The organism is Mitsuaria sp. BK041 (assembly GCF_014193085.1).
GTDB lineage: Bacteria > Pseudomonadota > Gammaproteobacteria > Burkholderiales > Burkholderiaceae_C > Roseateles.
Map to the genome: position 1 here is coordinate 38,806 of NZ_JACHYT010000002.1, position 19,077 is coordinate 57,882.

Annotated in this window: 19 protein-coding genes; 11 read left to right on the top strand and 8 right to left on the bottom strand. The window is 70.4% G+C overall.

Going from position 1 to position 19,077, the window contains the following annotated elements; genetic code table 11:
• Positions 1-65 precede the first annotated feature (65 nt).
• Positions 66-992 (bottom strand): dienelactone hydrolase family protein, encoded by a 927-nt coding sequence (locus tag FHT38_RS16050; RefSeq protein ID WP_183492541.1) that lies wholly within the window; start codon positions 990-992, stop codon positions 66-68.
• 168 nt (positions 993-1,160) lie between these two features.
• Between FHT38_RS16050 and FHT38_RS16055 the strand changes: the two genes are divergently transcribed.
• Positions 1,161-2,675 carry a Ppx/GppA phosphatase family protein gene (locus FHT38_RS16055; RefSeq protein WP_183492542.1) on the top strand — a complete coding sequence of 505 codons (1,515 nt, stop codon included), beginning with the start codon at positions 1,161-1,163 and terminating at the stop codon, positions 2,673-2,675.
• 227 nt (positions 2,676-2,902) lie between these two features.
• Here the strand turns inward: FHT38_RS16055 and ppk1 are convergent, their stop codons facing one another.
• On the bottom strand, positions 2,903-4,963 hold the full coding sequence (gene ppk1 / locus FHT38_RS16060) for a polyphosphate kinase 1 (RefSeq protein WP_183492543.1): 2,061 nt from the start codon (positions 4,961-4,963) through the stop codon (positions 2,903-2,905).
• A gap of 153 nt (positions 4,964-5,116) precedes the next feature.
• Positions 5,117-5,968, bottom strand: a complete 852-nt coding sequence (locus FHT38_RS16065; RefSeq protein WP_183493565.1) for a UDP-2,3-diacylglucosamine diphosphatase — start codon at positions 5,966-5,968, stop codon at positions 5,117-5,119.
• Between the two features lie 103 nt (positions 5,969-6,071).
• Here FHT38_RS16065 and FHT38_RS16070 point away from each other — a divergent pair, with 103 nt between their 5' ends.
• Positions 6,072-7,004: a hypothetical protein gene (locus FHT38_RS16070; RefSeq protein ID WP_183492544.1), complete on the top strand. Its 933-nt coding sequence runs from the start codon at positions 6,072-6,074 to the stop codon at positions 7,002-7,004.
• A complete protein-coding gene (recJ, locus tag FHT38_RS16075) occupies positions 7,001-8,749 on the top strand; it encodes a single-stranded-DNA-specific exonuclease RecJ (RefSeq protein ID WP_183492545.1) in 1,749 nt (582 codons plus the stop codon). Before FHT38_RS16070 ends, recJ begins: the two co-directional genes overlap by 4 nt.
• 24 nt (positions 8,750-8,773) lie before the next feature.
• Here the strand turns inward: recJ and trxC are convergent, their stop codons facing one another.
• Complete coding sequence (gene trxC / locus FHT38_RS16080; protein WP_183492546.1) at positions 8,774-9,232, bottom strand: thioredoxin TrxC; 459 nt, start codon at positions 9,230-9,232, stop codon at positions 8,774-8,776.
• A 169-nt stretch (positions 9,233-9,401) separates the two neighbouring features.
• Between trxC and FHT38_RS16085 the strand changes: the two genes are divergently transcribed.
• The 4 genes from FHT38_RS16085 (at position 9,402) to FHT38_RS16100 (ending at position 13,495) form a co-directional block, all read left to right on the top strand.
• Positions 9,402-9,863, top strand: a complete 462-nt coding sequence (locus tag FHT38_RS16085) for a host attachment protein (protein WP_183492547.1) — start codon at positions 9,402-9,404, stop codon at positions 9,861-9,863.
• A 145-nt stretch (positions 9,864-10,008) separates the two neighbouring features.
• On the top strand, positions 10,009-11,847 hold the full coding sequence (locus FHT38_RS16090) for a bifunctional diguanylate cyclase/phosphodiesterase (RefSeq protein ID WP_183481676.1): 1,839 nt from the start codon (positions 10,009-10,011) through the stop codon (positions 11,845-11,847).
• A gap of 89 nt (positions 11,848-11,936) precedes the next feature.
• Positions 11,937-12,803, top strand: a complete 867-nt coding sequence (locus tag FHT38_RS16095) for a 3',5'-nucleoside bisphosphate phosphatase (protein ID WP_091731333.1) — start codon at positions 11,937-11,939, stop codon at positions 12,801-12,803.
• Between the two features lie 41 nt (positions 12,804-12,844).
• Positions 12,845-13,495, top strand: a complete 651-nt coding sequence (locus FHT38_RS16100) for an L-threonylcarbamoyladenylate synthase (RefSeq protein WP_091725483.1) — start codon at positions 12,845-12,847, stop codon at positions 13,493-13,495.
• A 121-nt stretch (positions 13,496-13,616) separates the two neighbouring features.
• Here the strand turns inward: FHT38_RS16100 and FHT38_RS16105 are convergent, their stop codons facing one another.
• From FHT38_RS16105 to FHT38_RS16120, 4 genes are all read right to left on the bottom strand, one after another.
• Entirely contained in the window at positions 13,617-13,967 is a 351-nt protein-coding gene (locus FHT38_RS16105) for a RidA family protein (RefSeq protein WP_091725488.1), read from the bottom strand.
• A complete protein-coding gene (plsY, locus tag FHT38_RS16110) occupies positions 13,964-14,680 on the bottom strand; it encodes a glycerol-3-phosphate 1-O-acyltransferase PlsY (protein ID WP_183492548.1) in 717 nt (238 codons plus the stop codon). The genes FHT38_RS16105 and plsY overlap by 4 nt, the downstream gene beginning before the upstream one ends.
• Before the next feature lie 6 nt (positions 14,681-14,686).
• Positions 14,687-15,190, bottom strand: coding sequence for an aminoacyl-tRNA deacylase (locus tag FHT38_RS16115; protein ID WP_183492549.1), 504 nt, complete (start codon positions 15,188-15,190; stop codon positions 14,687-14,689).
• An 81-nt stretch (positions 15,191-15,271) separates the two neighbouring features.
• Entirely contained in the window at positions 15,272-16,330 is a 1,059-nt protein-coding gene (locus tag FHT38_RS16120) for an aldo/keto reductase (RefSeq protein WP_183492550.1), read from the bottom strand.
• A 224-nt stretch (positions 16,331-16,554) separates the two neighbouring features.
• On the opposite strand from FHT38_RS16120, the gene FHT38_RS16125 reads away from it, so the two are divergent.
• The 4 genes from FHT38_RS16125 to FHT38_RS16140 all read left to right on the top strand — a co-directional run bounded on the left by FHT38_RS16125 (position 16,555) and on the right by FHT38_RS16140 (position 19,050).
• The gene (locus tag FHT38_RS16125) at positions 16,555-17,106 is read left to right on the top strand and encodes a DUF2975 domain-containing protein (protein ID WP_091725507.1); all 552 of its coding nucleotides are present in this window, start codon (positions 16,555-16,557) and stop codon (positions 17,104-17,106) included.
• Positions 17,107-17,113: 7 nt separating this feature from the next.
• On the top strand, positions 17,114-17,353 hold the full coding sequence (locus FHT38_RS16130; protein ID WP_091725510.1) for a helix-turn-helix transcriptional regulator: 240 nt from the start codon (positions 17,114-17,116) through the stop codon (positions 17,351-17,353).
• Positions 17,340-18,068, top strand: a complete 729-nt coding sequence (locus FHT38_RS16135) for a hypothetical protein (RefSeq protein ID WP_183492551.1) — start codon at positions 17,340-17,342, stop codon at positions 18,066-18,068. The genes FHT38_RS16130 and FHT38_RS16135 overlap by 14 nt, the downstream gene beginning before the upstream one ends.
• A 118-nt stretch (positions 18,069-18,186) precedes the next feature.
• Positions 18,187-19,050, top strand: a complete 864-nt coding sequence (locus FHT38_RS16140) for a hypothetical protein (RefSeq protein ID WP_183481694.1) — start codon at positions 18,187-18,189, stop codon at positions 19,048-19,050.
• Positions 19,051-19,077 lie beyond the last annotated feature (27 nt).

Consider the following 19,077-nt stretch of genomic DNA (forward strand, 5'->3'; position numbering starts at 1 on the left):
GGTGCGCCGGATGGGGTTCCGAAAATTGTCTCAGAGTCGTCAAGCCCCCCTTGCGCCGGGGACGTTCACACCCCGTGCTGCTTGAACCAGGCCTGGCAGCGCGCCCATCCATCCTTGGCGGGATCGGGCCGGTAGCTGGGGCGGTAATCGGCATGGAAGGCGTGGCCGGCGTCAGGGTAGACGACAAACTCGCTGGCCTTGGCCGCCGCGCTGCCTTGTTTGAGCGCCTCCTGCATCGCGGCGACGGTCGAGACCGGGATGCCGTTGTCCTGCGCACCGTACAAGCCCAGCACCGGGGCGTTCAGCTGGGCCGCGACGTCGATCGGGTGCTTGGGCGTCATCGCATTGGTCTGGCCTTGCAGGCGGCCGTACCACGCCACGCCGGCCTTCAGCTCGCGGCTGTGGGCGGCGTACAGCCAGACGATCCGGCCGCCCCAGCAAAAGCCGGTGATCCCGAGCTTGGAGGTGTTGCCGCCCATTCCCTTCGCCCAGGCCACCGCCGCGTCCAGGTCGTTCAGGACCTGCGCGTCAGGTGTGCGTTGGATGATCTCGGTCTGCAGCTTGGCGATGTCCGAATAGACCTTCGCATCGCCTTGACGCGCGAACAGGTCGGGCGCGACTGCCAGGTAGCCCAGCTTGGCGAAGCGGCGCGCGACATCGGCGATGTGCTCGTGCACGCCGAAGATCTCGCTGACCACCAGCACCACCGGCGCCTGCTTCTTGCCCGCCGGCTGCGCGACATAGGCCGGCATCTTGAAGTCGCCGACCGGGATGCTGACCGGACCGGCATCCAGGCCCTGCGCGTCGGTGGTGACCGTCTGCGCCGTCACCGGCAGCACCGCCGCGGCGAAGCCGCTGCCCACCGCGGTACCGACGAAGGCGCGGCGACTGAAGCCCCGGCCCGGCGCCAGCGTGTCGATGTCGTCGCGGATCGCGTCGGCGAGTTCAGGGGACAGGCCGGCGGCATCGGCGCGGGAATCGGAATTCGTCATCTGCAGCTCCTCGTGGGGAATGCGGGGTGGAATGGATCCGAAGGTTCCGGACGGAACGCCGGATGCTATCCCGGTCGGCCGCCGGGCTCCGGACCACGGCGTCGCGACAGCACGATGAAAGCACTTGGTTCCCGGCGGGCGGGCCAAAGACCGCGACAATCGCGCCCCATGACGCAAGCGCAAGTTCCTCCGATCCTGGCCGCCATCGACATGGGCTCCAACAGCTTCCGGCTTGAGCTGGCCCAGTTGCAGCACGGGCACTACCGCCGGCTGGACTACCTGAAGGAAACGGTGCGGCTGGGCGCGGGCCTGGATGCGATGAGCATGCTGACCGAAGAGGCAGCCCAGCGCGGCCTGGACTGCCTGCGGCGCTTCGCCGAGCGGCTCGCCGACCTGCCCGGCCGCCAGGTGCGCGCGGTGGCGACGCAGACGCTGCGTGAGGCGCGCAACCGCAACGCCTTCCTGGCGCGGGCGCAGGAGGTGCTGGGCCATCCGATCGAAGTCATCTCGGGCCGCGAGGAAGCGCGCCTGATCTACGCGGGCGTGGCGCGGCTGCAGACCGCGGAAGACCCCCGCCTGGTCATCGACATCGGCGGCCGATCCACCGAGATGATCCTGGGCCGCGGGCCGCAGCCGCTCGCCGCCGAATCCTTCCAGATCGGCAGCGTCAGCCTCTCGATGCGCTTCTTCCCCGACGGCCGCTTCACCGCCGAGGCCTTCCGCGCCGCGCAGGTCGCCGCCGGCGCCGAGCTCGAGGAAGCCATCACCCAGTTCTCCCGGCAGGCCGCGCAGCCGCGCTGGAAGCAGGCCCTGGGCTCGTCGGGCACCGTCGGCGCGGTGGCCCAGATCCTCGCGGCCAACAACGTCAGCCCCGACGGCTCCATCACCCTCGACGGCCTGCGCTGGTGCATCGAGCAGTGCCTGCTCGCCGGGCGCATCGACGCGCTCAAGCTCCCCGGCCTCAAGGACGACCGGCGCGCCGTCGTCGGCGGCGGACTCTGCATCCTCTACACGCTGCTCACCCACTTCGACATCGAGCGCCTCCACCCCGCCAAGGGCGCGCTGCGCCAAGGCGTCATCTTCGACCTCGCCGAGCGCCTCGATCCCCGCCTGCTCGCCGCCGGGCGCGACATGCGCGAACAGTCCGTCGCCGAACTCCAGCGCCGCTTCGCCGTCGACCGCGATCAGGCCGGCCGCGTCCAGCAGATCGCCCAGCGGCTTCATGCGCAGCTCGCGCCGAAAGCCGAGGAAGAACATCGTCGCGAACTCGGCTGGGCCGCCGCGCTGCATGAGATCGGCATGATGGTCTCCCACCATGACCACCATCGCCACAGCGCCTACCTGCTCTCCCACGTCGACGCGCCAGGCTTCTCCCAGAATCAGCTCCGGCGCCTCGGAGACCTGGCGCTCGGTCAGCGGGGAGGACTCCGCAAGCTCGAAGAACAGCTCCAGGAAGAACCCATGATCTGGCAGCTGCTGGCGTTGCGACTCGCCGCCATCAAATGCCACGCGCGCAGCGAGGTCGACGCGACAGCCATCAAGCTGCGGCGCGAAGGGATGAACGTCATCATCGAAATGCGCAAGGGCTGGGCCGAAGCACATCCGCGGGCGCATTACCTGCTGCGCGAAGAATTGGACGCGTGGGGCAAGATCGGGCGCGTGCAGTTGGCGTTGGAGGCTTGAGGCCAATGCGCTGACTGCAAGCGGGCGAGCGCGACAGGCATGGCCTGGGCCGGCGACTCGTGTCGGGCGGACGCCAACTCGCTCTGCTCACCTTCGGTTCGCGACGCTCAAACAGACGGCGTCCAAGTCAGTCATCCAGCCCGACACGAGTCGCCGGCCCAGGCCATGCCCGTCCAGGAACAGAGGTGGACGGCGTGGAGGTGGGCGTGAACCTCGCGGGGACTTGGTCAGGGGTCCTCGTGGTACAGGCGCATCAGGGCTTGTTGCGCGCTGACGTGCAGCGGGGAATCCTCGGTGCCAATGCGCTGCGAGGTGCCGTCCGGGCCCAGTTGCCACGCGTCCAGACTGTCGTGCAGGTAGGGGGTCAGGCCCTCGTCGATGACGCGCTGGCGCAGCTTCGGATCAGTGATCGGCCAGGCCACCTCGATGCGACGCAACATGTTGCGCGCCATCCAGTCCGCGCTCGACAGGTACAAGGCCTCCTGCTCCTCCTTGCCCCAGCGGAAATAAAAGATCCGCGAGTGCTCGAGGAAGCGACCCACCACCGAGCGCACCAGGATGTTGTCCGTCTCGCCCGGCAGGCCCGGCGGCAACATGCACGCGCCACGCACGATCAGGTCCACCTTCGCGCCCGCGCGGCCCGCCCGCACGATCCCGTTGATGAGCTCCGCATCCGTCAACGCATTGATCTTCAGAACCACCCGCGCCGGCTCGCCGCGACGCGCGGCCTCCTCCACCTGCGACAGCAGCTCGACCATCGTCCGGTGCAGGTTGAACGGCGCGAGCAGCAGCTTCTTCGGCGCCTTGAACTTCGACAGCGACGCCAACTGGCGGAACACCAGATCCATGTCCGCCGTCATCTCGGCATCGGCCGTCAGGTAGCCGAGGTCCGTGTAGAAACGCGCCGTCTTCGGGTTGTAGTTGCCAGTCGACAAGTGGCCGTAACGCCGCAGCTTGCCGCCCTCCCGGCGCGTGATCAGCATCAGCTTGGCATGCGTCTTCAGGCCGACGATGCCGTACACCACCTGCGCGCCGACCGCCTCCAGCCGCTCCGCCCAGTTGATGTTGGCCTCCTCGTCGAAGCGCGCCTTCAGCTCGACGACCGCGAGGACCTCCTTGCCGCGACGCGCCGCCTCGATCAGCAGGTCCGCCAGCACCGACTGGCTGCCGGTGCGGTAGATCGTCTGCTTGATGGCCAGGACGTCCGGATCCTCGACCGCCTCGCGCAGCAGCTGCACCACCGGCTCGAAGCTCTCGAACGGGTGATGCAGCATCACGTCGCCCTTGGTCCGCAGCTTGTCCAGGATCGATTTGCCCCGCGGCAGCCGCCCGGTCGGCCAACTCGGTTCATAGGGCCGGAAGCGCAGGTCGTCGGCATCCGTCTGGTCGATCAGCTCATTCAGGCGCACCAGGTTGACCGGCCCGTTGACCCGGTACAGCGCCGCCTCCGGCAGGTCGAATTGCTCGAGCAGGAAGCGCGAGAGCTCCTCCGGGCAGGTGTTGACCACCTCGAGCCGCACCGCGCGCCCGAAATGACGCGTCGTGAGGCCAGAGCGCAGCGCATGCCGCAGGTTGGCGATCTCTTCCTCGTCGACCTCCAGGTCCGAATCCCGCGTGACGCGGAACTGCGAGAAGGCCTCGACATGCCGGCCGGGGAACAGCTCCTCGAGGTGGGCGCGGATGACGCTGGTGAGCAGGACGAAGCTCTGCTTGCCGCCGCTGATCGCCGCCGGCACCTTGATCACGCGCGGCAGCACGCGCGGGACCTTGACGATGGCGATGCGGTTGTCGCGTCCGAGCGCGTCCTTGCCCGACAGCCGCGCGATGAAGTGCAGCGACTTGTTGGCCACCTGCGGGAACGGATGCGCCGGGTCCAGGCCCACCGGCACCAGCAGCGGCCGCACTTCCCGCTCGAAGAACCTGCTGACCCACGCGCGGATCTCGTCGGTGCGGTCGGCGTGGTTGAGGATCTGGATGTTGTGCTCGCGCAGCGCGGGCATGACCTGGTCGTTGAAGATCGCGTACTGCTGGTCGATCAGGTCATGGGCCGCGCGTCCCACGCGCTCCACGTCGCGCGGCGTCACCAGGCCGCTGCCGTCCCGCTGCGCATCGAGCATGTCGGCGAAGCGCACTTCGAAGAACTCGTCGAGGTTGCTGGACACGATGCAGATGTAGCGCAGCCGCTCCAGCAGCGGCACGTCGACGCGCTGGGCCTGCGCCAGGACACGCCGGTTGAACTCGAGGATCGCGTTTTCGCGGTTGAGCAGCGGGACATCGGGCAAAGTCATGAACTCATTCTATGAAGCTGGTATGACAAGCCAGTGACCCTCTTTGGAGCCAGTCCGCAGACGAGGCGCGGCCCCGATGACCGACGCCGCGAGTCGTCCGGCGCCGCCCGGAGTTGGCGATGCGGGGGCCGGGTCGCCCGAAGAGGGGACCCCTCAGGCGGGTTGGCGCATGGCGGCGGCGAGCGCCTGCGCCGCGTCCTGCTCGGCGCCGGCGCGCTGCCGCTCCGCCCAGTCCAGGATTTCCAGGTGCCCGTCCGCGTGCTCGACCAGCGCCGTGAGGCTCTCGACCCAGTCGCCGTCGTTGGCGTAGGTGATGCCGTCGATGTCGCGCAGCTCGGCGTGGTGGATATGGCCGCAGATCACGCCGTTGACGCCGCGCTTGCGGGCCTCGCGTGCCAGCGCTTCCTCGAACTCGCTGATGAAGGAGACGGCGCGCTTGACCTTGAGCTTCAGGTACTTGCTCAGGCTCCAGTACGGCAGCCCCAGGCGCGCGCGCATCGAGTTGAGGTGGCGGTTCAGCTTGAGCGTGAATTCATAGAGGCTGTCGCCGACGTAGGCCAGCCACTTGGCATGCTGGATGACGCCGTCGAAGAGATCGCCGTGGGTGATCCAGAACTTGCGGCCGTCGGCGGTCTCGTGGATCCACTCGTGCGCCACCTCGATGCCGCCGAAGCTGTGCTGCAGGTACTTGCGCGCGAATTCGTCATGGTTGCCCGGCACGTAGATCACCCGGGTGCCCTTGCGCGCCTTGCGCAGCAGCTTCTGCACCACGTCGTTGTGGGCCTGCGGCCAGTACCAGCTGCGGCGCAGCTGCCAGCCGTCGACGATGTCGCCAACCAGGAAGAGCTGCTCGCACTCGACCTCGCGCAGGAAGTCCAGCAGGGCCCGCGCCTGGCAGCCGGGCGTGCCCAGGTGCAGGTCGGAGATCCACACCGTGCGCACCCGGATCGAGCCGCCCTCTTCCGCCTCGGCCCCAGGCGGTTCTTGCGAGACAGCGGCGGCCATGAGCGTGTCGGTCAGCATGGCCCCACAGGTTGCCGGGGCCGGATGAAAGCTTGATGACCGCCCGATGGGGGGCCTTCCGGGGGAACGCCGATAATCCGCCGCCATGCACCTGATGATCCCCTTCGCCAGTGCGCTGGATCCTCATTTCGAGGGGGCCCTGCGCGAGCTGGAGCTGCCCAACCTGAGCCACCTGCTCGGGCTGCTGGCGCCGGCCGGCGAGGTCGGCGACGCCGACGAGACCACCCCGATCCCTCCCCACGAACGTTTCCTGGCGCAAGCCCGCGGCATCACCGACGACCACCCACCGCTGGCCGCTTGGCGCCTGCGCGCGGCCGGCCACGAGCCCGGCGACGCCGCCTGGGCGCTGCTGACGCCCGCCCACTTCGCCGTCGGCACCGAAGGGGTGACCGCGCTGGGCCCCGCCACGCTGGACCTGTCCGAGGATGAATCGCGCGCCTTCCTCGAAGTGCTCGCCACCGCGCTGTTCCCCGCCGACCAGGGCTGGCGCAGCGCCTGGTTGTCGCCGGGCGAATGGGCGGTCGCGCATGACGACCTGGACGGTCTCGAGGCCGCCAGCGTCGACCGCGTCCTGAATCGCGGCGTCGAGACCTGGTACCCGCGGGCGCGCCGCCTGCGCACGCTGCTCAACGAGGTCCAGATGCTGCTGCATGAGCACCCGCTCAACCAGGCCCGCGAGGAGCGCCGGCAACGTCCGCTGAACGCGGTGTGGATCAGCGGCTGCGGCCGCGATCGCGGCACCGCGCCGCCGGCGGACCTGGTGGTCGACGACCGCCTGCGCGGCCCGATGACCAGCGGCGACCTCTACGCCTGGAGCGAGGCCTGGAAGGCCCTCGACGCCGGCCCCATCGCGCAGGCGCTGGCCGCCGTGCGCGAGGGCCGCCGCGTCTCGCTGACACTGGGCGGCGAGCGCCTGGCCCGCACCTGGACGCGCAAGGACGCGGGCAGCTGGCAGCGGCTCAAGGAGCGCTTCGCCCCGCCCCGGCTCAGCGTCGCCACCGCGCTGGAGAACCTGTGAGCAGCCCCCGCCTCCTGATCCGCGACGTCCCGCCGGACTCCGCCCATGCGCTGCAGCAGGCCGGCTTCTCGCCGCTGCTGTCGCGACTCTTCGCCGCGCGCGGCGTGTTGTCGCACGACGAGCTCGACCCGGACCTGAAACACCTGCTGCCGCCCGAAGGCCCTCAAGGCCTGCTGGGCATCGACAAGGCCGCCACGCTGCTGGCCGACGCGATCACGGCGGGCGAGCGCGTGTGCATCGTGGCCGATTACGACTGCGACGGCGCCACGGCCTGCGCGGTGATGCTGCGCGGGTTGGCGCTGCTGGGCGCGCGGCCGGGCACCCTCGGCTACGTGGTGCCCGATCGCGCGGTGCACGGCTACGGCCTGACGCCGACCATCGTGGAGCTCGCGCTCAAGCAGGAACCCCAGCTGCTGGTGACCGTCGACAACGGCATCGCGAGCCACGCCGGCGTCGCCTTCGCGCGCGCGCTCGGCCTGAAGGTGCTGGTCACCGACCATCACCTGCCCGCGGTCGGCCCCGACGGCGCGCCCACCATCCCCGACGCCGACGCGCTCGTGAACCCCAACCAGCCGGGCTGTCCCTTCCCGAGCAAGAGCCTCGCGGGCGTGGGCGTCGCGTTCTACGTGCTGACCGTGCTGCGCGGCGAATTGCGCCGGCGCGGCGCCTTCGGCGACGGCCCGCCGCCGCGGCTGGACGGCCTGCTGGACCTCGTCGCGCTCGGGACCGTGGCCGACGTGGTGCGGCTCGACGCCAACAACCGGCGGCTGGTCGCGCAGGGCCTGCGCCGCATGCGCGCGGGCCGCATGCAACCCGGCGTGCAGGCGCTGTTCACCGCGGCCGGTCGAGACGCGACGCGGGCCAACAGCTTCGACCTGGGCTTCGCGCTCGGACCCCGCATCAATGCGGCGGGCCGGCTCGAGGACATGACGCTGGGCATCACCTGCCTGACGACCGACGACACCGGCCAGGCGCTGGAGCTCGGCCGCGAGCTGGACCGCATCAACCGCGAGCGCCGCGAGATCGAGGCCGGCATGCAGGAGCAGGCGCTCGCGCTGCTGGAGCGGCTGATGACCGACCCGCGCCTGAACGGCGCGCCGCCGCCGGCGCTCGCGCTCTTCGACGCGGACTTCCATGAAGGCGTCGTCGGCATCGTCGCCTCGCGGATCAAGGACCGGCTGCACCGGCCGGTGTTCGTCTTCGCCGAGGGCGCCGACGGACAGCTCAAGGGCTCGGGACGATCGATCCCCGGCTTCCACCTGCGCGACGCGCTGGACCTGGTGTCCAAGCGCCATCCGGAGCTGCTGCGCAAGTTCGGCGGCCACGCGATGGCGGCCGGCTGCACGCTCGCGCCGGGCGGTGTCGAGGCTTTCGCCGCCGCCTTCGAGGCGGTCGCGCGCGAGTGGCTGGACGAGTCCGCATTGACCCGCACGCTGCGCACCGACGGCCCCTTGCCACCGGAGGCGTTCTGCGCCGAGACGGTGCAGGAGCTCGAGGCGCAGGTCTGGGGCCAGGCCTTCGAGGCGCCGCTGTTCTGCGACCGCGTGCAGGTGGTGCACCAACGCCTGGTTGGCGATCGCCACTTGAAGCTGCGGCTGCGCCAGGGCGCGATGCTGCGCGACGCGATCTGGTTCGGCCGGACCGAGCAGCTACCGGAGCAGGTCACCCTCGCCTACCGGCTCAGCCTCGACGAATACCAGGGGCAGCAGCGCGTGCAGATGGTGGTGGAGGCGATGGCGGACTGAGCGGAGAAGGGCGACGGAGAAGGGCTAGGCCCCGAGCTCCCGCCGCACCCAGTCGACGATCGCCGCGGCCGGCATGGCGCCGGCCTGCCGCGCGATCTCCTGTCCATCGAGGAACAGCAGCAGCGTAGGAATGCTGCGGATGCCGTAGCGCGCGCTCTGCTGCGGCGCGGCCTCGGTGTCGAGCTTGACGAAGCGCAGTTCCGGCAGCATCGCCGCGGCCCGCTCGAACTGCGGCGCCATCATCTTGCAGGGCCCGCACCAGTCGGCCCAGCAGTCGACGACGACCGGCAACTCGGTGCCCGCGATGAACCGGTCGAAGACCTCCGGCGTGAGCTCCGCCGGCCTGGGCAGCATCAGCGGCGTGCCGCAGCGGCCGCAGTCAGGCGACTCGGCCAGCCGCTCGCGCGGCACGCGGTTCTTCGCCGCGCATGACGGGCAGACGATGTGCAGATGGGTGGCAGCGGAAGCGGTGTCGGTGTCCATGGCGGTCTCGCGTGAAGGCGCCGGCGGGGCGCGGTGAAGCGGCCCCGGCCTGCTTCGAAAGGGCAAATCATGTGCCACCGCGCCGGGTGGCGCCTCCACCGGACGGGGCGGTCCAAGGTACGGCGTTTGCCGCCTTCCGTTCAACGCGAACTCTGTAGAAGGAATCGAAATGCCTGCATACAAGGACGACGGCAAGCTGTGGGTGCTGGTGGCCGACGAGGGCGTGGCCCGCCTGCTCAAGCTGCCGGAGGAAGGCGGCGACCTGGAAGACGTCACCACGCTCACCGATGCCGCTGCGCACGCGGACAAGGCCGACCTGCGCCGCGACGCCGAGGGCCGGCGCGGCAACACCGTGACCTCCTCGGCCGGCGTGGACGAGCTGCACCAGGAAGCCATCGGCTTCGCCACCCGCGTGGCGCGGACGCTGGACGACGGCTTCAACAACGGCGAGGTGACGCAGCTGCGCATCGTCGCCGCGCCGCGCTTCCTCGGCCTGCTGCGCAAGGCGCTCAGCCCCCAGGTCGCCAAGCTGGTGATCGACGAGACCAACGTCGACGTCGTCCACGAGAGCCTGGGCGAGCTGACGACGCGGCTCTTCCCCGAGCGCGACTTCAGCAAGCAACGGCCTTGAGCGATCAGGAATCGAGCGCTGGACAGGCCGCGATCGCGGCGGATTTCACGCGCAGGTCATGCTGTAACTGTTTGTCAAAGCGATGACATAGAGGCCGCCCAGAATGGGGACACCGCGCGACGCCCCGCTCGCCGCGGTCCTCCCCATGCCCACCACCCACCTGCAGCCGCCCGACCCGTTGAGCATCGCCCTGTCCGCCTTGATCCGTGACGGCGCGCTGGACATCCATTTCCAGCCGCTCGTCGAAGTGGAGCGGGCCCAGATCCTCGGCTACGAGGCCCTGACGCGCGGGCCGGCGGACACGCCGCTGCATTCGCCGCTGGTGCTGTTCGAGGCCGCGGCCCGGCTCGGCCGTCTGGTGGAGCTGGAACGGCTGGTGGTGCGCCGCGCGCTGCGCCGCTTCAAGGAACTCAAGCTGCCCGGCCAGCTCTTCCTCAACCTGACCGCCGACACGCTGCTGGCCACCAGCGACCGCGGCGCGCTGATCGCCCGCGAGTTCGCGCAGCTCGACCTGCCGGCGTCGCGCGTGGTCATCGAGCTGACCGAGACCCGCCCCATCCTCGAGCCCGAACGGCTGCAGGACAGCATGCGCAGCCTGCGCGAGCTGGGATTCGTCGTCGCGCTGGACGACCTGGGCGAGGGCTTCGCCAGCCTGAAGCGCTGGATGGACATCCGTCCCGACTTCGTCAAGATCGACCGCCACTTCATCGACGGCATCGCGCAGGAGCCGCTCAAGCAGCAGTTCGTCCGCTCGATCCTGGAGATGGCGGCCAGCTCCGGCTGCACCGTCGTGGCCGAAGGCCTGGAGCAGCTCAGCGACCTGACCGTGCTGCGCCGCCTGGGCGTGCCGGTCTGCCAGGGCTACCTGCTCGCACGCCCGAGCGCCGCGCCGCGGGCCGCGCTGCGCGCCGAGGTCGACGCGCTGCTGGCCCCCGAGCACCGGCGCCGCAACGCCGACTGGATGCGGCTGCCGCCCGACGCCATCACCACCGCCGCGCAACTGGCCCGGCGCAGCCACACCGTCACGCCCAAGCTCAACTGCCAGGCCGTCGCCGACATGTTCCAGCGCGACGAGCAGCTGTTCTCGATGCCGGTGCTGGACGAGGCCAACCGGCCCATCGGCATCCTGCGCTCGCTGCAGGTGCTCAAGCGCAGCGCCGAGCGCTACTTCATGGACATCCACGAGAAGCGCTCCTGCACCGCGCTGATGGATGCGCAGCCGCTGATCTTCGACGCCGGCACCTCGCTGCGCGAGATGAGCGACGCGATCTCCAGCCTGGACGACCGCCTGATGGTGGACGGCTTCATCGTCACCCGCGGCGGCGAGTATTTCGGCACCGGCCGCAGCACCGACCTGCTCAAGGCCGTCTCCGACCTGCAGGTCCACAGCGCGCGCTACGCCAACCCGCTGACGCTGCTGCCCGGCAACGTGCCCACCGACCAGCACCTGGACGCGCTGCTGCACGAGGGCCGGGAGTTCGTCGTCGTCGCCTGGGACATCGACCACTTCAAGCCTTTCAACGACGTCTACGGCTACGCGGCCGGCGACGACATCATCAAGCTCTGCGCCCAGATCCTGCAGACCGCCGCCGATCCGGTGCTGGACTTCGTCGGCCACATCGGCGGGGACGACTTCGTGATGGTGCTGGGCTCGCCGGACTGGACCGCGCGCATCACCCGCGTCTGCCGCGAGTTCGACCGCCAGATCCGTCCCTTCTTCTCGGCCGAGCACCAGGCGCTGGGCGGCTACGTCACGCTGAACCGGCAGAACCAGGAGTCCTTCAACCCGCTGCCCACGCTCAGCGCCGGCGTGATCCAGGTGCAGCCCGGCGCCTTCGACAGCGTCCGCGCGCTGTCCGCCGCGCTGACCGAACCCAAGCACGTCGCCAAGTGCGGCACCGGCCCGAGCCGCTACTTCGTCGACCGCCGCCGTTCCAGTGCTGCCATCCCGGACATGGCGCCGCTCCTAGAATCGGCCGGGTGAACACCCCGCCCCTCGCGACCACCGCCCTTCCCGCCGATCCGACGCCCGCGCCAGGTTTCGCGCCCGCGCACGTGCCGGCCCGGATCGCGCTGCACCCGCAGACCAACGCGGACCTGCACTGCCACTCGACCGTCTCCGACGGCACCCTGTCGCCGCAGGCGCTGGCCGCGCGCGCCAAGGCCAACGGGGTCGAGCTCTGGGCGCTGACCGACCATGACGAGGTCGGCGGCCAGCAGCAGGCGCTGGAGGCCGCGCGCGCGCTGGGGCTGGCCTACCTGACCGGCGTGGAGATCTCGGTGACCTTCGCCGGCAAGGTGGTGCACATCGTCGGCCTGGGCTTCGACCACCACGATCCCCGCATCGTCGAGGGCCTGCGCGCCACGCGCGGCGGTCGCGGCGCGCGGGCGCGGGAGATGTCGGAGGGGCTGGCGAAGGTCGGCATCCATGGCGCCTACGAGGGCGCGCTCCGGCACGCCGGCAATCCGGAGCTGATCTCGCGCACGCACTTCGCGCGCTTCCTGGTCGAGACCGGCCAGTGCGGCGACGTGCCGGAGGTCTTCCGCCGCTTCCTGACCGAGGGCAAGCCCGGCTACGTGCCGCACCGCTGGGCGGCGCTGCGCGACGCGGTGGGCTGGATCGTCGACGCCGGCGGCATCGCGGTCATCGCGCATCCGGGGCGCTACGGCTTCACGCCGACCGAGGAATATGCGCTGATCACCGAGTTCATGGCCCATGGCGGTCGCGGCATCGAGGTCGTCACCGGCAGCCACACGGCGGCGGAGATGGTCCAGTACGCCGACACCGCGCTCGAATTCGACCTGCTCGCCTCGCGCGGCTCCGACTTCCACAGTCCGGAGGAAAGCCGCGTCGACCTGGGCCGGCTCGAGCAGCACCTCTCGGGCAAACTCAAGCCGGTGTGGAATGCGCTCGAGTACCGCATCCACTGGCCGGCCTGATACCGGCCCGGCCCGCACACCGATTGCCCCAGGCGAGGACCATGGCCCAGATCTTTGAAGTCCATCCCGACAACCCGCAGGCCCGCTTCCTGCGCCAGGCGGCGCAGATCCTGAGCCAGGGCGGCATCGGCGCGATCCCGACGGACTCGAGCTACGCGCTGGTGTGCCAGCTCGACGACAAGGCCGCCGCCGAGGCGCTGCGCCGCATCCGCGGCGTCGACGACAAGCACCACATGACGCTGCTGTGCCGCGACCTCAGCGAGCTGGGCAGCTACGCACGCGTCGACAACAAGCAGTACCGGATGATCAAGACGGCCACGCCGGGCCCCTTCACCTTCATCCTGGAGGCGACGAAGGAAGTGCCGCGGCGGCTGTCGCATCCCTCGCGCCGCACCATAGGCCTGCGCGTGCCGGACCACCGCGTCACGCAGGAGCTGCTCGCGCTGGTGGGCGGGCCGCTGCTGGCGACCACGCTGATCCCGCCTGGCGAGCACGAGCCGCTCAACGATCCCGAGCAGATCACCGCGCGCTACGACAAGCAGATCCAGCTGATCATCGACGCGGGCGCCTGCCCGATGAAGCCGACCACCGTCGTCGACCTCACCGCGGAACCGCCGGTGCTGGTGCGCCGCGGCTGCGGCGATCCGGCCTGCCTGGGCCTGGAACTCGAGGAGGCGGAGGCCGAGGACTGACGACGGCGCCGCCGATCAACGACAAGCGACAAACGCCCACCGGCGCTTCCAGCGCGCCAAGCAAAACGCCGGCGCGAAGCCGGCGTTTTGCATTGGGGGGTGCGTCTCGCACCGTCGAGGGTCAGACCGCGGCGGTGATCACGATTTCGATCTTCCACTCGGGCTTGGCCAGCTTGGCCTCGACCGTGGCGCGCGGCGGCGTGTGGCCGGCCGGCACCCAGGCGTCCCAGGCGGCGTTCATGCCGGCCAGGTCCTTGACGTCGGCGATGTACAGCTGCGCGCGCAGGATCTTGGTTTTGTCGCTGCCGGCACGGGCCAGCAGCTGGTCGATCATCGCCAGGACCTGCTCGGTCTGGCCCTGGATGTCGGCGCTGGCGTCCGACGGCACCTGGCCGGCCAGGTAGACCACGCCGTTGTGGATGGCCATCTCGGAGAGACGCGGGCCGACGTCGAAGCGTTCGATGCTGCTCATTTGCTGTGCTGCTTGGGTTTGTGGGAAGACTTGTGATCGCGCTTCTCGCGCGACTGCTCGTGGCGATGGGACTTCACGGCCGGCGCGGCCGCCGCGGGCGCGGCCTTCTGGCCGAGCTTGCTCTCGGTGCCCGCCATCAGCTTCTTGATGTTGGCCGCATGGCGCCAGACCAGCAGCAGGCTCATCAGCGCGATGGCCGGCAGCTCGGGACCGACGTCCCAGACCAGCATCTGCAGCAGCGGCGCGGCCACCGCGGCGCTCAGCGACGCCAGCGACGAATAGCGGAACACCACCGCCATCGCGATCCACACGCCCAGCACCGCCAGGCCCAGCCAGGGGTTGAGGGCGAGCAGCACGCCCGCCGCGGTGGCGACGCCCTTGCCGCCGACGAACTTGAAGAAGACCGGCCACAGGTGGCCGATGAAGGCGGCCAGGCCGACCAGCGCGGCGGCGCCCTCCTCCAGGCCATACGGCGCGCCGAACTTCAGCACCAGCAGCACCGGCACGTAGCCCTTGAGCGCGTCGAAGACCAGCGTGAGGATGGCCGCGGCCTTGTTGCCCGAGCGCAGCACGTTGGTCGCGCCCGGATTGCCGCTGCCGTAGCTGCGCGGATCGGACAGGCCCATCAGCCGGCTGACGATCACCGCGAAGGACAGCGAACCGATCAGGTACCCAGCCACGACGGCCAACAAGGGGAACAGGACACTTTGCATGGGGCGCTATTCTGCCGCGGACTTCAGCGCGCACTCGACCGGGCGGGCCGCCAGCAGCTCCGTCAAAACCCGGGGTTCGATGCTGACCAGATAACCGCGCCGCCCGCCGTTGATCAGGATGCGCGGCAACGCGAGCACGCTGGCTTCGACGAACACCGGCATCGCCTTGCGGGTGCCGAACGGCGAGGTGCCGCCGACCAGGTAGCCGCTGTGGCGCTGGGCGACGTCCGGCTTGCAGGGCTCGACCTTCTTGCAGGGGATCTGCCGCGCGAGTTCCTTGAGGCTGACGGTGCAGTCGCCATGCATCAGCACGATCAGCGGCTGCGCCTTCTCGTCCTGCATCACCAGCGTCTTGACCACCTCGTGCTCGGGCACGCCGAGCTGCTTGGAGGACTCGCCGGTGCCGCCGTGATCGACGTAGTCGTAGACATGCTCGCCAAACGCGACCCCGTGCTGCCGCAGCATCTGTGTCGCGAGCGTCTCGCTGACGTGGACGGATTTCTTGCTCATGGGCGCGGATTGTCGGCGCTGGCGGCGAAGGCCCGCTTGTACGAGCTTGCTGCGCCGGCGTGGACGTGGCGCGCCGCCTGCTCACTGCGCCGGGTCGCGGATCTCCCAGCGGATGCGGTCGATGCGCGCGTTGACCTCGGCGTCGAGCGTGCGGCCGAGCGCCGCGAGGTTCTCGTCGAGCTGCACCGCGTTCGTGACGCCGATCAGCGCGCTGCCGGTCTGCCAGCGCGAAGTGACCCAGGCCATCGCCAGCGTCGCCGGCGTCATGCCCAGTTCCGCCGCGAGCGCGTTGTAGCGGCGCGCGGCTTCGAGCGTCTCGGGCCGCGCCCAGCGCTGCTTCTTCATGCTGTCGAAGATCGCCAGCCGGCCCGGCCTGGCGGGATCGCCCAGCCCATGCGCGTCGTACTTGCCGGTGAGCGTGCCGAAGCCCAGCGGCGAATACGCCAGCAGGCCGACCTGGTGGCGGTAGAGCGCCTCGTCCAGGCCGTTCTCGACGACGCGGTTCACCAGGCTGTAGGGGTTCTGCACGCTGACGATGCGCGGCAGGCCGTGGACCTGCGCCAGATGCACGAATTCACCGACCCCGTACGCGGTCTCGTTGGACAGGCCGACGTGGCGGATCTTGCCCGCGCGTCGCAGCTGGTCCAGCGCCTGCAACTGCTCCAACATCGACGCCACCGGCTTGTCCTTGGACGGCTCGAAGTAGACGCCGCCGAACATCGGCACGTGCCGCGCGGGCCAGTGGATCTGGAACAGGTCGATGGTGTCGATGCGCAGCCGCCGCAGGCTGTCCTCGCAGGCCTGGACGATCTGCGCGCCGGTCAGGTCCTGGCTGCCGTCGCGGATCCAGTCATAACCGCGCGAGGGCCCGGCGACCTTGGTCGCGATGACCAGGCGCTCGCGCAGTCCCGGCCGCGCCTGCAGCCAGCGGCCGACGATCTCCTCCGTCCTGCCGAAGGTCTCGGCGCGCGCCGGCACCGGGTACATCTCGGCCAGGTCCAGCAGGTTGATGCCCGCGGCCACCGCGCGGTCCAGCAGCGCGTGGCTGCCGGCCTCGTCGACCTGTTCGCCGAAGGTCATCGTGCCCAGGCCGATGCGGGTGACCGACAGGTCCGACTGTCCGAGGGTGATGCGCTCCATCTTGTCCGTGCTCCGTAAGGTGCCGCGCGGCTCCGTCGCCGCGGCAAACGGCCAGTGTGCCCGACGCGGGCGGCGCACCGGTTCCCTGCTCGCCCGCATGTGCACCGCTTCCGTCTGCCCCGTGCGCCACATGGCCGCAATGGGCTCTCCCTCCCGGTTGCCGACTGGAAATTATTGTTTTACAGTAATTTCTTGCCACATCACGGTAACGCCACCGCCTAGCCATGCGCCCTTCCCCCATCCCCGCCGGCCTGCAGCGCATTCGCTGGATCGCCCACTGCGTGCGCGCGATGGCGCTGATCGCGATGGCGACGGTGGTCGGCTTCCATGCGGTGTTCTGGACCCACCCGGCCATGATCGAGCGCACCGCGCGTAAGGAGTGGGACCTGTCGCACGCGCTGCAGTTCGACGTGATCTCGCGCGGCGCGGCGCTGGCGGTGAACCTGCCGCTGGCCCTGCTGACGCTGTATGCCCTGTGGTGCCTGTGGCGCCTGTTCGGCGGCTACCTGCGCGGCGAGGTCTTCACCGACGCCGCGACGCGGCTGCTGCGCCGCATGGGGCAGTCGGTGGTGGCGATCGCGGTGGCGATGCCGCTCACCGACACGGCCACGGTGCTCGCGCTGACGCTGGGCAATCCGCCGGGCCAGCGCTACCTGTCGTTCCAGCTGGGCAGCTCCCATTTCGTCGTGCTGCTGTGCGGGCTGGTCTTCGTCGCGATGGGCCAGGTGATGCGCGAGGCGCAGCGCATGGCGCAAGAGAACGCCGAGTTCATCTGAGCGCCCCATGCCCATCGTCGTCCGACTCGACGTCATGCTCGCGCAGCGCAAGATGCGCTCGAAGGAGCTGGCCGAGGCCATCGGCATCACCGAGGCCAACCTGTCGCTGCTGAAGTCCGGCAAGGTGCGCGGCGTGCGCTTCGACACCTTGTCGCGGATCTGCGCGGTGCTGCAATGCCAGCCGGGCGACCTGCTCGCCTGGGAACCCGGCGAGGAGCCGGATGGAGACGGTGATGGCAGTGCTTAGGCCCGCGGCCGCACATGGCGCGACCGATGCCGCGGCGCATCGGGCGATGCGCGCCGCGACACCGAACACCTCGCGCCGGTTCCGCGCGATCGCGCTGGCGGCGGTCCTCCTGCTTCACGTCGCGCTGGTCGCCTGGCTGCAACACGCCTGGCACCGGGGCGAGGCGCACAGCACGCAGCGGCGCTCGTCGATCCGGATGGTGACGATCCAGTTGCCGCCGCTGGTCCCGCGGCCGCCGGCGAAGGCGACGACGCAGCGCGCCGAAGGCAACCCCGCGGTCCGTCGCGCCGCAGCGGCTCACGCACCGACCGGCGACACGGCGAAGGCGCCGCAGTCGCCCGCGGCGAGCCCGCGCGCGGCATCGCCCGCGCCTGGACTCGAGCGCGTCGACGAAGCGCCGCGCGCCACCGTGGTCATCGCCGCGCCGACGCCCGCATCCGGCGCCTCCGGCCCCAGTGGTCGCGAGCTGATGGACGGCACGGCGACGCGACGCGCGATCCGACAGTCCGCGCAGGGCCAGCCGCTGCTCGCCGAGCGGGCCGACGAGGCCAGCCGCGCGCCCGACCGGATCGATGCCTCGACCAAGCTGGGCAACGAAATGATGAAGGGCGCCAGCGGCGATTGCCTCAAGGGCGAATACGCCGGCGGCGGCATGGGGCTGCTCAGCGCGCCCTTCTGGCTGCTCGCCGAGGCGCGCGGCAAGTGCCGGCGCTGAGCCCGCGCCGTCCGGACACCGCGCGACTGCCACCCCGATGAGGGACAACCGTCGTCAACGCAACTTGACCGCGCGCCGTTCAGCGCGCACCGCTCACAGCGACCAGGGAGAGAGAACCGTGAAACCCCAGCAGTTCCAGCGCGCGCGACTCGCGGCCGCGCTCCTCGTGACCGGCGTGTTCGCCGCGGGCTGCGGCCCGGCGGCCATGGCGGCGCCCGCCGGGGCCACCGCGCCCACCGCCCCCGCCAGCGCGGACGACGCGCGGCCGGCGGCCGCCCCGGCCTCGGCGGCGGTCGCGCTGCCGACCGTGCAGAGCGACGTCAAGCGCGGCGCCTCCTTCCCCTACAAGCGTCTGAACGAACTGCTGTCGAAGCTGCGCACCGAAGGCGAAGGGCTCTTCGTCAGCCGCTTCGTGCTGACGGACGCGAAGGACGCCAGCAAGCCGCCGCCCGCCGGCACCAAGCTCGCGCTGATGAGCGACGACGACTACATCCCCATCCCCATCGACGACAAGGGCCGCTTCGACCTGCCGACCTTCAGCGAGCGCCAGGCCAAGGACATGGACTTCGGCACCAACGTGCCCAAGGGCGAGCTCGGCGTGCGCCTGAGCATCGACCTGGCCACGCCGCCGGAGATGCTGGACATGGCCACGGTGCGGCGCATCGTCACCGTCGGCCAGCGGCTGCGCACCGAGCTGCTGCCCTGGTACGTGCGCTGGATGTTCCCGCAGATCGACGGCGTGATCGCCTGCAGCGACGCGCCGCAATGGCAGCTGGACTGGTCCGAGGGCGCGCAACGCTGGCGCCTGCCCTTGCCGGCGGACGCTCAGCAGCGCGAACCGGAGACGCCCAAGGGCAAGCCCTCGCGCGCCTGCACCGTGCTGACCGGGCAGGAGCAATGGCCCGACGCCGCGCTGCTGCAGACGCCGCCGGGCACCAACACCAAGCTGTACGTCAAGCTGCGCAATCCGCGCGCGAGTTGAGCGAAGACGCGCCGCGCGTCCCACCTG